This is a genomic window from Pseudoalteromonas sp. 4NS20-0020 (assembly GCF_057554385.1).
On the sequence record NZ_BAAJMI010000002.1, the window covers coordinates 497,875 to 512,967 of the forward strand.

The 15,093-nt window shown below is 37.9% G+C and carries 13 protein-coding genes; 9 read left to right on the forward strand and 4 right to left on the reverse strand.

Annotated features, from left to right (window positions below):
- The first annotated feature begins 152 nt into the window (after window positions 1-152).
- Entirely contained in the window at window positions 153-1,268 is a 1,116-nt protein-coding gene (locus AC27JL_RS06195) for a DUF748 domain-containing protein (protein ID WP_487195103.1), read from the forward strand.
- Between the two features lie 52 nt (window positions 1,269-1,320).
- Here the strand turns inward: AC27JL_RS06195 and AC27JL_RS06200 are convergent, their stop codons facing one another.
- Window positions 1,321-2,124, reverse strand: a complete 804-nt coding sequence (locus tag AC27JL_RS06200; protein ID WP_006793489.1) for an ion transporter — start codon at window positions 2,122-2,124, stop codon at window positions 1,321-1,323.
- A gap of 101 nt (window positions 2,125-2,225) precedes the next feature.
- Between AC27JL_RS06200 and AC27JL_RS06205 the strand changes: the two genes are divergently transcribed.
- The 6 genes from AC27JL_RS06205 to AC27JL_RS06230 all read left to right on the forward strand — a co-directional run bounded on the left by AC27JL_RS06205 (window position 2,226) and on the right by AC27JL_RS06230 (window position 10,692).
- A complete protein-coding gene (locus AC27JL_RS06205; protein ID WP_008131755.1) occupies window positions 2,226-2,438 on the forward strand; it encodes a hypothetical protein in 213 nt (70 codons plus the stop codon).
- Window positions 2,439-2,446: 8 nt separating this feature from the next.
- Entirely contained in the window at window positions 2,447-2,728 is a 282-nt protein-coding gene (locus tag AC27JL_RS06210) for a hypothetical protein (RefSeq protein ID WP_487195104.1), read from the forward strand.
- A 68-nt stretch (window positions 2,729-2,796) separates the two neighbouring features.
- The gene (locus AC27JL_RS06215; protein WP_487195105.1) at window positions 2,797-2,988 is read left to right on the forward strand and encodes a YwbE family protein; all 192 of its coding nucleotides are present in this window, start codon (window positions 2,797-2,799) and stop codon (window positions 2,986-2,988) included.
- Window positions 2,988-3,503 (forward strand): DUF4240 domain-containing protein, encoded by a 516-nt coding sequence (locus tag AC27JL_RS06220; RefSeq protein WP_006793493.1) that lies wholly within the window; start codon window positions 2,988-2,990, stop codon window positions 3,501-3,503. Before AC27JL_RS06215 ends, AC27JL_RS06220 begins: the two co-directional genes overlap by 1 nt.
- A 280-nt stretch (window positions 3,504-3,783) precedes the next feature.
- Complete coding sequence (locus AC27JL_RS06225) at window positions 3,784-10,095, forward strand: M4 family metallopeptidase (RefSeq protein ID WP_487195106.1); 6,312 nt, start codon at window positions 3,784-3,786, stop codon at window positions 10,093-10,095.
- Between the two features lie 129 nt (window positions 10,096-10,224).
- Window positions 10,225-10,692, forward strand: a complete 468-nt coding sequence (locus AC27JL_RS06230; protein WP_271481655.1) for a hypothetical protein — start codon at window positions 10,225-10,227, stop codon at window positions 10,690-10,692.
- On the opposite strand, the gene AC27JL_RS06235 is transcribed toward AC27JL_RS06230, so the two are convergent.
- The 3 genes from AC27JL_RS06235 to AC27JL_RS06245 all read right to left on the reverse strand — a co-directional run bounded on the left by AC27JL_RS06235 (window position 10,687) and on the right by AC27JL_RS06245 (window position 12,853).
- Window positions 10,687-11,949 (reverse strand): Y-family DNA polymerase, encoded by a 1,263-nt coding sequence (locus tag AC27JL_RS06235; protein WP_487195107.1) that lies wholly within the window; start codon window positions 11,947-11,949, stop codon window positions 10,687-10,689. The genes AC27JL_RS06230 and AC27JL_RS06235 overlap by 6 nt on opposite strands.
- A complete protein-coding gene (umuD, locus tag AC27JL_RS06240) occupies window positions 11,937-12,350 on the reverse strand; it encodes a translesion error-prone DNA polymerase V autoproteolytic subunit (protein ID WP_010556176.1) in 414 nt (137 codons plus the stop codon). Before umuD ends, AC27JL_RS06235 begins: the two co-directional genes overlap by 13 nt.
- 83 nt (window positions 12,351-12,433) lie before the next feature.
- Window positions 12,434-12,853, reverse strand: coding sequence for a MarR family winged helix-turn-helix transcriptional regulator (locus tag AC27JL_RS06245; RefSeq protein ID WP_203987600.1), 420 nt, complete (start codon window positions 12,851-12,853; stop codon window positions 12,434-12,436).
- A 122-nt stretch (window positions 12,854-12,975) separates the two neighbouring features.
- Here AC27JL_RS06245 and AC27JL_RS06250 point away from each other — a divergent pair, with 122 nt between their 5' ends.
- Together AC27JL_RS06250 and AC27JL_RS06255 are read left to right on the forward strand one after the other, a co-directional pair.
- Window positions 12,976-13,719 (forward strand): siderophore-interacting protein, encoded by a 744-nt coding sequence (locus AC27JL_RS06250; RefSeq protein ID WP_487195108.1) that lies wholly within the window; start codon window positions 12,976-12,978, stop codon window positions 13,717-13,719.
- Between the two features lie 328 nt (window positions 13,720-14,047).
- Window positions 14,048-15,040: a patatin-like phospholipase family protein gene (locus AC27JL_RS06255; RefSeq protein WP_487195109.1), complete on the forward strand. Its 993-nt coding sequence runs from the start codon at window positions 14,048-14,050 to the stop codon at window positions 15,038-15,040.
- Window positions 15,041-15,093 lie beyond the last annotated feature (53 nt).

Here is a 15,093-nt window from a genome sequence, read left to right on the forward strand (position 1 = left end):
AATAACTGTCTGTGTGGCATACCCATTGCAAAAGTTAAAATAGTATTTTGCGTGCACCCATTAATTTAAGTACTTAACAGCGCAGTTGTGCTTATTTTTGTGTAGTTTTTACACATTGTCATGCTCATAATTACACAAATAAGGATGGTTATATGGCGTTAATTTCAAAGGTTACTCAAGCCAAATGGTTTACTGTTTTTGTTTTAATCATTGTGCTTTTATTAATATTCCGTGTTTGTGTGCCCCACGCTATCCAATATTATGTTAATCAACAAATTAAAGACACGCAGGGAATAACAGGCCACGTAGGTGACGTTGATTTATATTTGTACCGCGGTGCGTATGCTATTGACGGCATAAAAATTTATGCAAAAGAGGATAATTTAGCGCCTAAACCACTACTTAGCGTTGCAACACTCAATTTTTCGCTTTCATGGTCAGCACTACTGAAAGGGAATTTAGTGACAAATATGCAATTTACCTACCCTGAAATTGTGGTTTACGACAAAGCCCCTAATAAAACAGAGCAAAATAAACAAGTTAAAAATGAAACAACCTGGGTAGGGCTTGCTAATAATTTAGTCCCTTTTTCAATTGACACTTTAAGTATTCATAATGGTAAAGTTTCGTTAGTTAATGCCACCAGCGAGGGTGATAAACCTACCTATATCTCAAATATTAATGCAAATATTAATAACATAACTAATGCTAAAAACCTCACAAAAACGTTAGTGACTTCGTTAAACGTTGAAGGGGATTTAATGGGCGAAGCTGCATTGTCTCTTAAAGGTCAATTAGACCCATTTAGTGAAAAAGCAAACTTTGACTTTAATGTAGAGGTTCAACGTTTTTCGGTTAAACACCTAGAAACGGTTTTTAAAGTGTATACCCCGTTTGACATTGAAGCAGGAGGCATTGATGGGGCAATGGAGCTTGCTGCAAAAGACAATGTTTTAAACGGCTATACAAAGGCCGGTGTTTATAACTTGAGTGTTTTTTCGTGGCGTGAAGATATAGAAAAAGACGATGACGGATTGTTCACTGCTATTTTTGAAGGCAGCATAGATATACTCAGCGAATTACTTGAAAATGATGAATCTGAGTTAGTTGCTGCGCGCATACCGATCGATGGCACATTAAACAACACAGATATATCTACGTTTCAGGCAGTGGTGTCGGTATTAAAAAATGCGTTTTTAGAAGCGTTTAAAATGGAAGTGGAGGACGTGATATCGTTTGAAACAGTAGAAAGTACATCAAATGAGTAACAGGCTAATTGAGTTTTAAGCCCCACAAACATATTTTGTGAGGCTTAAACTGTTACTTTTTACTCAGCAATGTTTTTAACTCTGCTATTTGCGCTTGTAATTCGTTAACTTGTCCTTGTGTTGCAGGGAGCGAGTCGTTATCGGCCTGTTCTTCTCGTGCATTTCGGTGTTCTTCACCCATTACTTCTAAAATCGCGCCAACCATCATATTTAAAAATACAAAGGCGGTTAAAAATATAAAGGTCAGGTAGTAAATCCAGCTTAGCTCGTACACCGCCATTGTTTCGTACATTATGTCGGTCCAATCTTCAAAGGTCGCTATTCTAAATAGCGTTAACATTGAAATAGACACATCTTGCCAAAGCACGGGGTTAATGTCGGCAAACATCATACTGCCCATAGCGGCGTAAATATAAAAAATAACAAACATAAGCAGAGCTATGTAGCCCATTTGCGGGATTGCTTTGAGCAAGGAGTTAACGAGTAATCTAAGCTCCGGTATCATCGACACTAATCTGAGCACTCTAAATATACGTAGTAAACGCGCTATTAGCATCGTAGACCCCGCAGCTGGGTACAAACTACCCAATACAATAATGGTGTCGAATATATTCCAGCCCTTTGAAAAGAAGTCTTTTATGCCTTTGCTTGCAACAAAGCGAATAATCAGCTCAATTAAAAAGAATGCGGTTATGCCAATATCCATCCAGTTAAGTGCAAGCTCAACCGTAGGATGAAGACTATAGGTATGAGCGCCTACAGTAAGGGCAGAAACAATAATGACAGCTATAACAAATGATTGAAATATCTTGCTTTTGTCTATACGCTGAAACAAGGCTTGTAACTGCGACATCATAATAAGTGGTCCTGTAAATACGAAGATTTTTATGGCGCTAATATACAATATATTCGGCTTAATTTAACGTCTTTTTAAAAGCAATAGTGTAAGGAAATTTAATGGTTATTAATAAATTAAAAGTATGTGCTGTATTTATAATCGGATTACCTATTTTAGCCGGGTGTAGTTCCGACGCACGCTTTGAACAATTGCAATCAGCCCGCCTTAACGAATGTAATTACAAAGCTGATAAAGAATATTATGAGTGCCTTAAAGAGCAAGATTCAAATTACGAAGAATTTAAAAAACAACAAGCAGAAAAAAGTAAATAATCCTCCTCATGACTAAAACACAAAAACAACGAGACAAACAAATACGCGTAGCGCTGACTAAAGCCTGTGAGTCTATAAAAGACTCAGTGACCGATTTTGCATACCTTACTCACACTGTTGATTTAAATAACGAAGCTAACACCTTAAAAGTTAACTGCTATTTTGAAGATACTATAGCGCTTAATAACGCTGACTCTGAGATTGAACACCTTAAATCTATAATTATTACTCAACTAGCGGGTATTAAATTGACGATAAAACCGACACATATCGTGTTTTTTGCCAATTAAAATGGGTTTTGTTGGTTTGCCTGCAGTTGGGCGTTATAATTAAAAAAATTATATTTAGGGTTTAAATAATGGCTGTTCCTTCTCGTTCGCAAATATCACCAGGCACTGTAGTTAATATTGTTTTAAAAGAAGATCAACGAAGCGGTACATTCACGGAAGGCGTGGTAGATCGTTTATTAACTAAATCACCAAACCACCCGCATGGTATTAAAGTGAGATTAGAAGATGGCCAAGTAGGCCGAGTAAAAGAGATTTTATAATGGCAGCGTTATCAGAGCAGGCTTTTTGGGAATTAGTGACTACACCCGACTTAGGCCTTGATCCGCAAAGTGTAAGCGACCACCTTAAAGCAAATCTAAGCAATTTAGACGATCAGCAACTTATTGCATTTGATAAGTTTTTTGGCATAAATATGCGTAAATGTTTTACATGGGATTTATTTGGCGCTGCATTTGTTATGGCAGGCTGCAATGACGAATATGGTTTTAGTGAGTTTAGATGCTGGCTTATTTCACGCGGTAAAACAGTGTTTGATAACGCGCTCGTTAATGCAGACTCCATTGCATTATGTACACCTGTTTATCACTTAAATGAACAGCCTTACCCCTACATTGACGAGTACGACCTCATCGCCGGCTTATTATATGAAGAGCGCAATGAGGATGAATTACCCTTCGTGCCATCAGGCGACCAACCCGCAGGTAAACGCTTTAAAGACAAAGCAAAATTTTTAAAACAAGCCTATCCGCAATTATTCGCAAAATATTGGCAGTAAGACGCTAATTTTGTATTACTCTTAACTATTTTTTGAAACAGAACACTGCGTAGATATTTAATTTGTTTATGCAGTTTTTTGTACGCTTATCATTTATTTTTTACACCTTTAAAATTCAAATCATAGTTTCAATTAATTATTTAGTTACTTTTTACATTAGTTAACAATTGTACCTATTAAACTAGCTTTTTGAATGACTCTTCATTATCAAATATGTTACATTTGAGCGTTTTTAAATGAATAGACACTGAATAATTACAATATACGACATAGGAATGTTATGTATAAAACACTTTCATCGGGATTGATAGCATTTTGCTTTTTGAACACTCTAAGTTCTCAAGCTGCTGTTTCACAGCGAATAAATAAATCATCCACCCAAGAAGTTAAGCAACTTTTAAATCAAAATGCCTCTATTGCTAATAACCCTTCTGCAAGTTCTTACTTTGTAGAGTTAGAACAACCTCAGTTAAGCCTTTCACAACAAGTTAATGCGTCTTCGAAGAAGATGCAGCAATACTTCTCTGGGGTTCCAGTGTGGGGTCAGCAAATTAGAGTTCAGTCTAACTCTGAACATATTAGTGGTTTTTTTGCTAAAAATATTAACTTTGCATCTTTGAATAAAACCGCGAGCACCACTTTTGATCAGTCAAAGGCGGTTAAATCGTTGCTGACTAAGTCTAAATTAGATGATTCACTAGAGAGTGAAATAATAAATAATAAGCGCTACATTTATATTCATGATGGAAAAGCTTACTACGTTCGCTTAATTGAACTCAAAGTAACTGAGAATGGCATTGAAAAAATGCCAATAGGTTTAATAAGTGAATCGACTTATCAGATTTTTGAACTGTGGGACAATATTCAAAGTGTTGACGGAACAGGACCTGGTGGTAATCAAAAGATTGGCCAATATGAATACGGTACAGATAAAGACGCCTTTAATGTTACCCAAGTTGGCGATACTTGTTTTTTAGAAAATGACAAAGTAAAAACGGTCACCATGGAGTCGGGCTCTGAGCCAAATGAAGCCTTTTCATTCACATGTGATCGTAATACACATAAGGAAATAAATGGTGCTTTTTCTCCATTAAATGACGCTCATGCATTTGGAACCGCAGTTTTTGATATGTATCAACAATGGTACAACACTGCACCGCTTACATTTCAATTGTTAATGCGAGTTCACAGTGGGGATAACTGGGAAAATGCCACCTGGAATGGCCAAGCAATGACCTTTGGTGATGGCGCTGATAGGTTTTACCCGCTGGTTTCACTTGATATTGTATCTCATGAGGTTAGCCACGGCTTTACTAGTCAAAACTCCAATCTTATTTACTCTAATCAATCAGGCGGAATTAACGAGTCTTTCTCTGATATGGCAGGTGAAACTGCAGAGTATTTTTTACGTGGTGAAACCGACTGGTTATCAGGGGCGGATATTTCAAAAGTAGATCCAGCTCTTCGTTACTTTGAAACGCCTTCATTAGATGGTGTTTCTATTGATAAAGCCAGCGATTTTTATCCGGGCATGGATGTTCACTTTAGTAGTGGTGTTTTTAACCGTGCTTTTTTCCTGCTTTCAAATACTGATGGCTGGGATCCTCAAAAAGCGTTTGAAATAATGCTAAAAGCAAATCAAAACTACTGGGTTAATTCAAGTGGTTTTATCGATGGTGCATGTGGTGCTATCAACTCTGCAATTGACCTAAATTATAATGCATCTGATGTAATTTCAGCATTTAATGAAGTAGAAGTTATTTGCGATAATATTAAGTTTGTCGATACTGATTCAGATTTAATGGATGATAACTGGGAGCTTTTATACGGACTAGACCCTTCAGATGCCGATGACGCCAATTTAGATTTAGACCAAGATGGCCTTTCTAACTTGGAAGAATACTTGGCAAATACTTTTCCAAACTCAGTTGATTCTGATGCTGATAGTTTATCTGATTACGATGAATTAAACGTCTACATGACACTGCCTAACAATGCGGATTCAGATTCCGATCGTATGCCAGATGGTTGGGAAGTCACTTTTGCATTTAATCCACTTGATGCAGCTGATGCAGAACTTGATTTTGATTCCGATAGCTGGGCTAACTTAATTGAGTATTATGGCAACAGCGACCCAACTGATCCAAACTCTGAACCTTCTGTTTTTCCTGAAACTACCTATAATTTTGATGACGCAGTTGTCCCTGAACTTTTAGTTTCTTCAAATCCTCAAGCCCCTTGGTTTATTACTGATTATGACGGTCATGATGGCTTAGTGTTATCTAGCAGTGATATTACTGATTCGCAACAAACGAGCATTGAGTTTCAATTTTTAAGTGACGAACAACGTTTTGTTAACTTTAACTACCTATTGGAAACTGAAGCAACTTATGACTTTTTCAAAGTTTATATTAACGATTCATTAGTGCTTGATGAGTCTGGCTTAACTGACTGGAAGGTGGCTTCTTTTCCAGTACCTGCAGGGTTCAATACAGTTAAGTTTGTGTACACTAAAGACGTTATAGTGTCTGAAGGCTTAGATGCTGTATTTATTGATAATTTATATATTGGGCCTAGCTTCCCTGACTCTGACGGTGATGGTATGTCAGATATGTGGGAATTATCTTATGGTTTGGATATAAATACTGACGATTCAGCGCTTGATTTAGACAACGATGGTTTATCTAACCTTCTTGAGTTTTTAAATAACGGTTTACCTAACAACTCAGATACTGATGGCGATTTAATGCCTGATGGGTGGGAATATAACAACAGCCTAAATCTTACGGATGCCTCAGATGCGTCACAAGATGCTGACAATGATGGATTTACTAACTTTACTGAGTTTCAAGCAAATACAGACCCTCAGTTAGATACCTCTTACCCTGTTGCTTTAAATATCACAACGTCATTCGAAGGCAATACACTTCCAACATGGATGATTGAATCTGTAGACTCAAGTGCACCGTGGTTTATAACAGACGATTTTGCCACACAGGGCACACAAAGTATTCGTTCGGGGGATATCTCTGATTCTCAGTTTAGCGGGTTTACTGTCACGGGCTTATTTTCAGAAGGGGTTTTAGCGTTCGATTATAAAATTGATTCTGAATATTGTTGTGACTTTTTTATGGTGACTATAGATGGCCAAGAAGTTATTGGTTTTGCTGAGCGTGGAGATTTAGAAGCACCTGAACCAACTTCATTTTTAGTTAATATTAGTGAAGGGGTGCATAAGATTGAGTTCAAATATACCAAAGACGGATCAGTATCAACTGATGCTGATGCAGTATGGCTTGATAATTTTGCTATGCTTCCAGTCGGTGATCAAACCGATACTGATAACGATCAAATGCCAGACTACTGGGAACTACTAAATGGTTTAAATCGTTTTGATGCAAGTGATGCACAATCTGACAATGACACTGACAGCCTTTCAGCCCTCGATGAGTATAACCTAGGAACAAATCCAAATTCAGCTGACACAGATTCTGATGAGTTAAGCGATGGCTATGAAGTTAATAATAGCTTGCTACCACTTGACCCTTCAGATGCGAGTTTAGATTTTGATGCTGATGGTTACACTAATATCCAAGAGTTCTATGGGCAAAGCCTTGCTAATGACGCAACATCAACTGTGCAGTCTTTTTCTCAGCTAAATGAAAGCTTTGAAGAAGGGCTTTTGCCAGCTATGTTTACTGAGCTTGCAGAACATACTACACAATGGCAGCTTAATACCAACTGGTCTACGGATGGTGCATCAAGTTTAAGCCTAAATACTTCTCCAGCAGGTAGCATAAGCGGCTTTGCAATTGCTGGGTTATTTGAGGCAGGGTTCATTAATTTAGATTACTTTTCAAACAGTAACTCGTCATTTCAAATTAGTGTTAACGGTACCCAGTACAATATTAAGCATTATCGCTCTCGTTTGTTAATTCCGGTAAATGATGGTTTTAATATTGTGAAGGTAAAATACGAAAGTCCTTACTTAGCAGATATGCCTTTTTCAGTTGATAATATCACATGGACTGCTGAGCTGGATGTAGTTAGTGACTTTGATGGCGACGGTATTCCAGATTATTGGGAAGCACAGAATGGACTAAATGCACTTGATTCTTATGATGCATCAAATGATCCAGACTACGACGGTTTATCTAACTTAAACGAGTACCAGATGTCGAGTAATCCGCTTTCTACAGATACAGATGGCGACGGTGTGCTAGATAGTGAAGATAGCCACCCAACTGACTCTAGCTTGGGTGAAAATATAGCTCCTGTTTTTGTATCAAGTTTAGAACCAATTACTCTTGAAGCAACGTCTGAATATACTAACCTTACAAATATTTTTGTTCCTGAGGCAACTGATAACGGGCATTTAGAACCTTATGTTTATGCTGCTTCTGGGTCTTACTTGCCCCTTGGTGAACATCAAATTACATGGATTGCTCGTGATTTTGTTGGTAACGAAACGACGGCTATTCAAACGGTAACCTTAGTAGACACAACGCCACCGGTTATACAAGACTATTACTCAGTCGATGTTTATGGCAGCTCAATTGATGACATAAAAGCGGCATTATTTAACTCTAATGCTATCTACGATAGTGTATCGGATGTAGCTATTATCGATATTGATAGCAACTTTGTGTTCAGAACGGGGGATATCTTAATTCCTGTTTCAGCCGTTGATGGAGCGGGTAATACTTCTACAGGTGAAGTAAATGCTCGTGTTTTTCCTAAGGTTAGTATCCAGCCCACTACCTATGTTTACCAAGATGGTAATGCGGTTATTGATTTATTCGTAAGTGGTAAAAGCCCTTACGGTTCAGTAAGCTTTGATCTGATTGGAAATAATACTAGTAAATATATATCTACAAACCTGCATGGCCTTGTCAAGGTAGAGTTAGAACGTGAGTTCTTTGAAAATGCGTCTAATATTCGCATTAATACGAGAAGTAGTTCATTTACCGATAGAAATGATACCAGCCAGTTAGTTTTTCTAAATGAAACTGCAAAACCTGAATTTATTACTAATCTATATCAAGATGGAAAAGTAATAAGCAATATAGTTCAACGTGATTCGTCAGACTTTATTGTTGATGTTCATGCAGTTAATTTACCTAGTGCAGCAGCTGATAATTCAATAGAGCTTCAGCTATCTTCACAAGGTGATTACTTTGTAAATAAAATTGGTCACTCAAAATGGAATATTACTTTGACGCCTCAATTACTTACAGATTCTGACAATCTAGACATTGCATTCACTATAAAACAAAATAGCGAAGCTGTTGCAACGGATAAAATTAGTTTACGTGTGATTGACGCAGTTACTTTCAATGATCTTGAGTTAGATACTGATGGTGATGGTATTCCTGATGCTGAAGAAGGTGTGAGCGATGGCGATAAAGACGGCATTGTTGATTACTTAGATAGCTCTTCTATTACGCATTCAGCTGTTTTAGATTCAGGTGATATGGTTCGTAGCATCGATGAGTTTAACCACCTTTCGGTAGGTAATATTAAACAGGCTACTGTAACGCAAATGATTGCTGATATGTCTATTTCAGAGCAAGACTTAAGTACTTACTTTGATAGCTTAGACATTACAGAACCTCACTTTCAAGCTAAAAGTGATATTGTAAATATCCACATTACACTTTCAAACTCATCGGGTACGGCTGAGATTGCGATACCAGAGTATGTTAACTCTCTTTTAAGTTCAGAAATGCAAATTCGTTTGTTATCTAACACTGGTTGGCAGTCGGTCGCAAAGCTAACTGGTAACGTGTACGAGCAAATTTGTTCAGGTTGCTTTACTTTTGCAGTAACAGACGGCAGTGAATTTGACTTAGACGGTGAAGTTAATGGTGTGATTGAATTAGTTGCTAAGTTAGCTGAAGAAAGCTTAAACCAAGCGCCTATTTTAGATGTAACAATTCCAGCCACTATTGAAGAGCTTTCAACTATTGAGCTTGATGCGTCAGGAACAACAGACCCTGATGGTGATTTGCTAAGTTTTGAGTGGAGTATTGATCATCCTCAATTATCACTGGTGCCTTCAGAGACAGACAGTAAAGCGACACTGACTGTAGGTGAATTAGAGGAAACATTCACTACAGATATCACTTTATTAATCTCAGATGGTTACGAGCAATTCACAGAGGTATATACAGTGACCTTTATGCACGTTAATCAATTACCAGCAGTTGAGTTGAGCTCATCCTCTTTATCGGTTGATGAGGGTAAAGACGTTAGCATTACAGCAACTGCTACAGACAAAGAGTCATCTGAACTTACTTATAGCTGGGTTCAAACACAAGGTATAGAAGTCGCAATTGAAGATGCTAATTCAAATACATTGTCGTTTACAGCGCCAAGTGTATCTGTAACAAGTGAACTTGGCTTTAAACTCAGCGTTTCTGATGGTGAAGGGGAGACAGAGCAAAGTGTTATCGTTACCGTTAATGATGTACCTGTTGCACTGCCAACACCTAAAGAAGGTGATAAAAGTGGAGGGGGGTCTTTAAGTTTCTTCTTATTACTCTTAACCGCTTTGTTTGTTTATAGAAGAGCACAGTTGTTTCACAAATAACAACAGTCTAATTGTATAACTATTAAATCCCTTGATTGCTATCAAGGGATTTTTTTGCATAAATTTTAAAATAAGTAAGTAGGTTTAATGTGTTAAGCTAATTGTATTGTGACTTGTTAGGTTTCTTTAATGAAGAATTATAAAGTTCTATTGTGTGTTTGTTGTTTATTTTTTGCTAACCAGTCTTTTGCTAAAACGATTTTGCCTAGTAACAAAACTAAGTTTGTTAGCTTGTTTAATAGTAAAGTTGGCGAGTATGAATTAGTTTCTGGCGATGCTCGCTATTGCGATTCAGGCTCATTAATGTGGCTTGATAAAAATAATACCGATTTGGGTTTTAGACTTGGCAGTTTAATTTCTTTTATTGATCTACATAATGGCACACAAACTAATAAAGTCCCTGATTTTTGTCTAGTGACTACAAAGTTTAAATATACGAATATTGGTTTAACAATGGATTTACGCCAAGACCGGTGTGACAATAATAACGATACATTAGATGTTAGCCGTACGCTAAATTTTGTTTCTGATACACAGTTAGAATACTTGATTAAAAATGCTAATGTTCAGTGCAAGTTTGAATTAAAGCGTCTATAAATCGCATTTTATTTTTGGTATATCCCGCCAGCGGGTTGTGTACTGAGGCGATAAAAAATCTCTGTTCATATGCCAGCGATCGTTTAATTTACTACTTGCTAAGCCCAACATACCCTTGCCGTATCGGGTATTAATAGCATCTAAACAGCCCATTAACTGTGGGTTATCTTGTTGTGGTGCAAATAAGTCACTTTGCTGAAATTGCTCAGCGGTAAGCTCTAGTGCACCTACACCACATTTATAAAACCGCACGCCAGGTTGGTAAATTTTTTCAAACACTTCAGACACCGCATTGGCCATAACGCAAGTATCGTTTGTTGGCATGCTAAACTGATACATATAAGACTTTTTATAAAATACATCTTCATGAGATGAGCTAGATGCAAAAATATATAATTGCTTTGCAAGCGACTTTTGGGCTCTTAGTTTTTTGCCCACAATAGTGACATGGTTAATTAAAGCGGTTTTAAGAGCGGTTGGTTCATAAATACGCTCTCCAAAGCTGCGAGTTGAGTAAATTTCGCGTTTATCTTGGCGTACATCATCCCAGTTTAAACATACTAAGCCATTAAGCTCGCTTACTGTGCGCTCTACCACCACACTAAAAGCGCGGCGCATAGTTTTTGGGTTTTGTTGGGCAAGTTGCCATGCGGTGTTTATGTTCATTATTTTTAGCTTTTTAGCTAAGCGCTTGCCAATTCCCCATACATCTTGGCAGTCCATGCGCTGTAAAATAGCTCGCCGGCTTGCTTCGTCATTTATGACAGCAACACCGTCAAAGCCTGTTAATTTTTTAGCTGCATGATTTGCCGCTTTTGCAAGTGTAGGCGTTGGCCCAAACCCCACGCCAACGGGAAGCTTTGTTTCTCGCCATACGGTTCGTCTAATAAGGTGTCCGTAAGTATGCCAATCTTTTACAACGTTTTCGTAGCCGCTAAAGTGCAAAAACGATTCATCAATACTGTAAATATGCTGGGTGTCACAAAAGCGGCCAATCACACTCATCATTCGGTCGCTTAAATTAGCGTATAGTTCATAGTTACTAGAGCGTACAACCACATTGTTTTGTTCTAGTAACTGCTTAACTTTAAAATAAGGGCCAAATTTAGGAATATTTAAACGTCGCGCAATAGGGCATACCGCACATACGCAACCGTCGTTATTAGTGAGCACAACCACAGGTTTTGAACGAATGGCGGGATCAAATACTTTTTCGGCGCTGGCATAAAACGCCACGGCATCGACTAAGGCATACATGAAAGTAACTCAGGGCTTTGGCGATGCATACGAATTGACAAACTGACTACGCCTTCAAGCTGAAATTCATCGCTAGGCGTAATATTAACGGGTTGATATAAAGGCGAAGCCGATAGTAATCGAGCGTTTGTTTTATCAAGTAGCTTACACACAAATAAGCCATTTAAATTAGCCACAATTACATCGCCATCTTTAGCGTGTTCTGCTCGGTCTACTACAAGTAAATCACCCTCAAAAATCCCTACTTCTTGCATAGAGCTACCCGACGCAATACCAATAAAAGTGGCATCAGGGTGCTTTATTAATAGCTCATCAAGGGAAACGCCAAGCTCAGTGTATTGTGCGGCAGGAGATTCAAACCCGCAAATACCTGCTTCTATATAAATAGGAATAACAAACATAAATAAACAACCAAAACACATATACTGTATAAGTGTACAGTATATGTGTTTTGTTTAACTTATGCCAAGTAATGAAGTAAAGATCATTGCATATTTTTGATCATTTGCTGAGCCGTGTTTAAAAAGTCATTGATTTGATTTGGGTTTAACGTTTTACACATTTGATCGTTTACATGTTTTTCTGCGGCCAGTAATTTTTCAAAAAGCACGGCCCCCTGATCTGTAAACGTTAAAATAAAACAGCGCTTATCGTGTTCGCTGGCACACTTATTTATAAGCTTTAAAGCTATAAGTTCTTTTACAAGCCGCGCTATTTGAGCCTTATCTCGTTGGGTTTTATTCACAATGTCGTTTGCTGTGCACTGCGAGGTATTTGCAATAATATGTAAGCAACGTACATGCATTGCATTTAAACCGAGCTCGCTGGCATTAATGGCTTCGCGTATGGTTACCCGGTAGTTTTGCATTAACATAAATAGCGTATTGGCTAAAGAGGTGTTCATAACACATTCCAAATGGTTGACAAAGTCAATTAAATCTATATAGTTGATTTTATCAACCAATGGGGCGTTGTGCAATGTCTGCTTTATAAAGCAGTGATTTTTAATCAATGAGGTTAATTTATATGGCAAAAAAAGTACGCAAAGCAACAGTATTAAGCACAAAGCAACTAACCCCACATTTACAACGTATAGTTTTAGGCTCTGAAGATTTTACAGATTTAACTTCCGATCACATTGGTAGTTATGTAAAAGTGCTTATTCCAAAAAACGGTGTGGCCGACTTCAATTTAAAAACGGCGTGTATGCGTTCGTACACAATACAAAATGTAAATAAAAGCAATGGTGCAATTACGCTCGATTTTGTTATTAATATGCACCAAGGTCCTGCAACTAACTGGGCTAAAGCCGCTAAAGTAGGTGATGAACTGGCTATTGCAGGCCCCGGTCCTAAAAAGCTAGATAATTTTACCCACCCGCATTATATATTGATGGGCGATTTGACCTCAGTAAACGCTATAAAAGGCTACATTAAGCAATTGCCAATAAACGCCAAAATTGACGCGTTTATTCATGCTCCGACTAAAGCGGATATAATCAGCTTAGATTCAACGCGCCAGGTCACCTGGTCAATAACTACAACGCCAGAGGTTGAGATGGCTAATGCATTAACCACACTACAGCATTATGAACAGCCGCCTATTGTATTTATGGCACTTGAGGCTGGGCTAGTGCGTGAGCTTAAAGCGGCATTAACTAACAGGCTTTCTATACCAAGGGGCAACATAGTGGCATCAGGTTACTGGAAAAAAGGCTTAAATTCAGAAAACTACAAGTTAGAGCGCCAAGCTAATAAACAAACGGCTTAATTCTTTGTAGCTAAGTGAAATAGGTTACTTAGCTATTTAATACACTCGTCAATACTCATTTTTATTTTAGTTAAGCAAGCGTACACCTAAGGCTTGTTAAAGTAGTGGCATCAATCAGTAATTTACAATTTAAATTAATTGATGTGATGCCTAAATATTTAAAATCAGAAAAACGCATTGGTCATTATTAGTTAAGTGTACTAATGGATAGTTTTTCGTTCTATTTTTTCAATCAAACTGATTTAAACAATCAATTTTAAGGCATCACTTTAATTCTATAAAATGTATTTATTGAAACAAACATTATTAAATTAAAGGCAGGTACACCGTGAACTCTCTAAACAGCGCAACAGCTTCTTCAGTAACTAAAATAGCACAGCCTAAGGTTGCGTTAATTGCTGAAGGTGGCGGACAGCGAGGGATTTTCACGGCAGGTGTACTTGATGCGTGGTTAGAGCAAAACTACGACCCATTTGATTTATTTATTGGTACGTCGGCAGGTTCACAAAACTTAACAAGTTATTTAGCACGTCAAAAAGGTTACGCTAAACGCCTAATTAGAGGGCTGTCTCGTAATAAACGTTTTTTTCAGCTAGGTCGCGGCCTAATGGGAAAACATATTGTTGATTTAGACTGGTACTTTGATAAAACAAAAGAAGTAAATAGAGCGATTGACTTTAAAACAGCTAAAACGTCTTTAGGTGAACGTGAGTTACTTATTACTGCTACAAATGCACGTGACAGAAAAGCGTATTACTTATCACCAACGGGTGAAGAGCATCAATGGCGCGAGCTATTAAAAGCGTCAAGTGCTTTACCATTTTTATACAAACAAGGTGTTAAATTAACGCCTTGGTTAAATGCGCAAGCGGCTAACGAAACCACGCAAATAAACAAAGCCCAAGAAGATTTTTTTCTTGATGGTGGGCTAGCAGCACCATTACCAGTACGCGAAGCGTATAACCGTGGGGCACGTAAAATTGTGGTTATTAGAACGGTAGATGGTGATTTTCAAGCGCAATCTGCGTGGGTTCAAAAGCTTAGATCGCTTGCTACAGCTGCCGGTTACTGCCCAAAAACACTCGACTACCTAATTCAGCACGAACAAGCTTACTTAGACGAGCTAAACTTTATGGCAAACCCGCCAAGTGATGTAGAAATTATACAAATTTTTGCAGACGAAACACTGCACAGCAAATTATTAGGCAGTACAAACGACGATCTACGTAAAGATCATAAGCTTGGTGTAAAAGCAGGCCGTGAATACTTAAAAAGCCAAAATGCACGTATTGTAGATTATGCACACAGCTACGCCATGTAGCTGTGATTAACGCTTAAACTTAAGTTTAAGCGTTAATAAAGTGCCTTGGCAAA

Coding starts and splice junctions, on each gene's coding strand:
- AC27JL_RS06195 (WP_487195103.1), top strand. CDS start 153: ATGGCGTTAATTTCAAAGGTTACTCAAGCCAAATGGTTTACTGTTTTT.
- AC27JL_RS06200 (WP_006793489.1), bottom strand. CDS start 2,124: ATGATGTCGCAGTTACAAGCCTTGTTTCAGCGTATAGACAAAAGCAAG.
- AC27JL_RS06205 (WP_008131755.1), top strand. CDS start 2,226: ATGGTTATTAATAAATTAAAAGTATGTGCTGTATTTATAATCGGATTA.
- AC27JL_RS06210 (WP_487195104.1), top strand. CDS start 2,447: ATGACTAAAACACAAAAACAACGAGACAAACAAATACGCGTAGCGCTG.
- AC27JL_RS06215 (WP_487195105.1), top strand. CDS start 2,797: ATGGCTGTTCCTTCTCGTTCGCAAATATCACCAGGCACTGTAGTTAAT.
- AC27JL_RS06220 (WP_006793493.1), top strand. CDS start 2,988: ATGGCAGCGTTATCAGAGCAGGCTTTTTGGGAATTAGTGACTACACCC.
- AC27JL_RS06225 (WP_487195106.1), top strand. CDS start 3,784: ATGTATAAAACACTTTCATCGGGATTGATAGCATTTTGCTTTTTGAAC.
- AC27JL_RS06230 (WP_271481655.1), top strand. CDS start 10,225: ATGAAGAATTATAAAGTTCTATTGTGTGTTTGTTGTTTATTTTTTGCT.
- AC27JL_RS06235 (WP_487195107.1), bottom strand. CDS start 11,949: ATGTATGCCTTAGTCGATGCCGTGGCGTTTTATGCCAGCGCCGAAAAA.
- umuD (WP_010556176.1), bottom strand. CDS start 12,350: ATGTTTGTTATTCCTATTTATATAGAAGCAGGTATTTGCGGGTTTGAA.
- AC27JL_RS06245 (WP_203987600.1), bottom strand. CDS start 12,853: ATGAACACCTCTTTAGCCAATACGCTATTTATGTTAATGCAAAACTAC.
- AC27JL_RS06250 (WP_487195108.1), top strand. CDS start 12,976: ATGGCAAAAAAAGTACGCAAAGCAACAGTATTAAGCACAAAGCAACTA.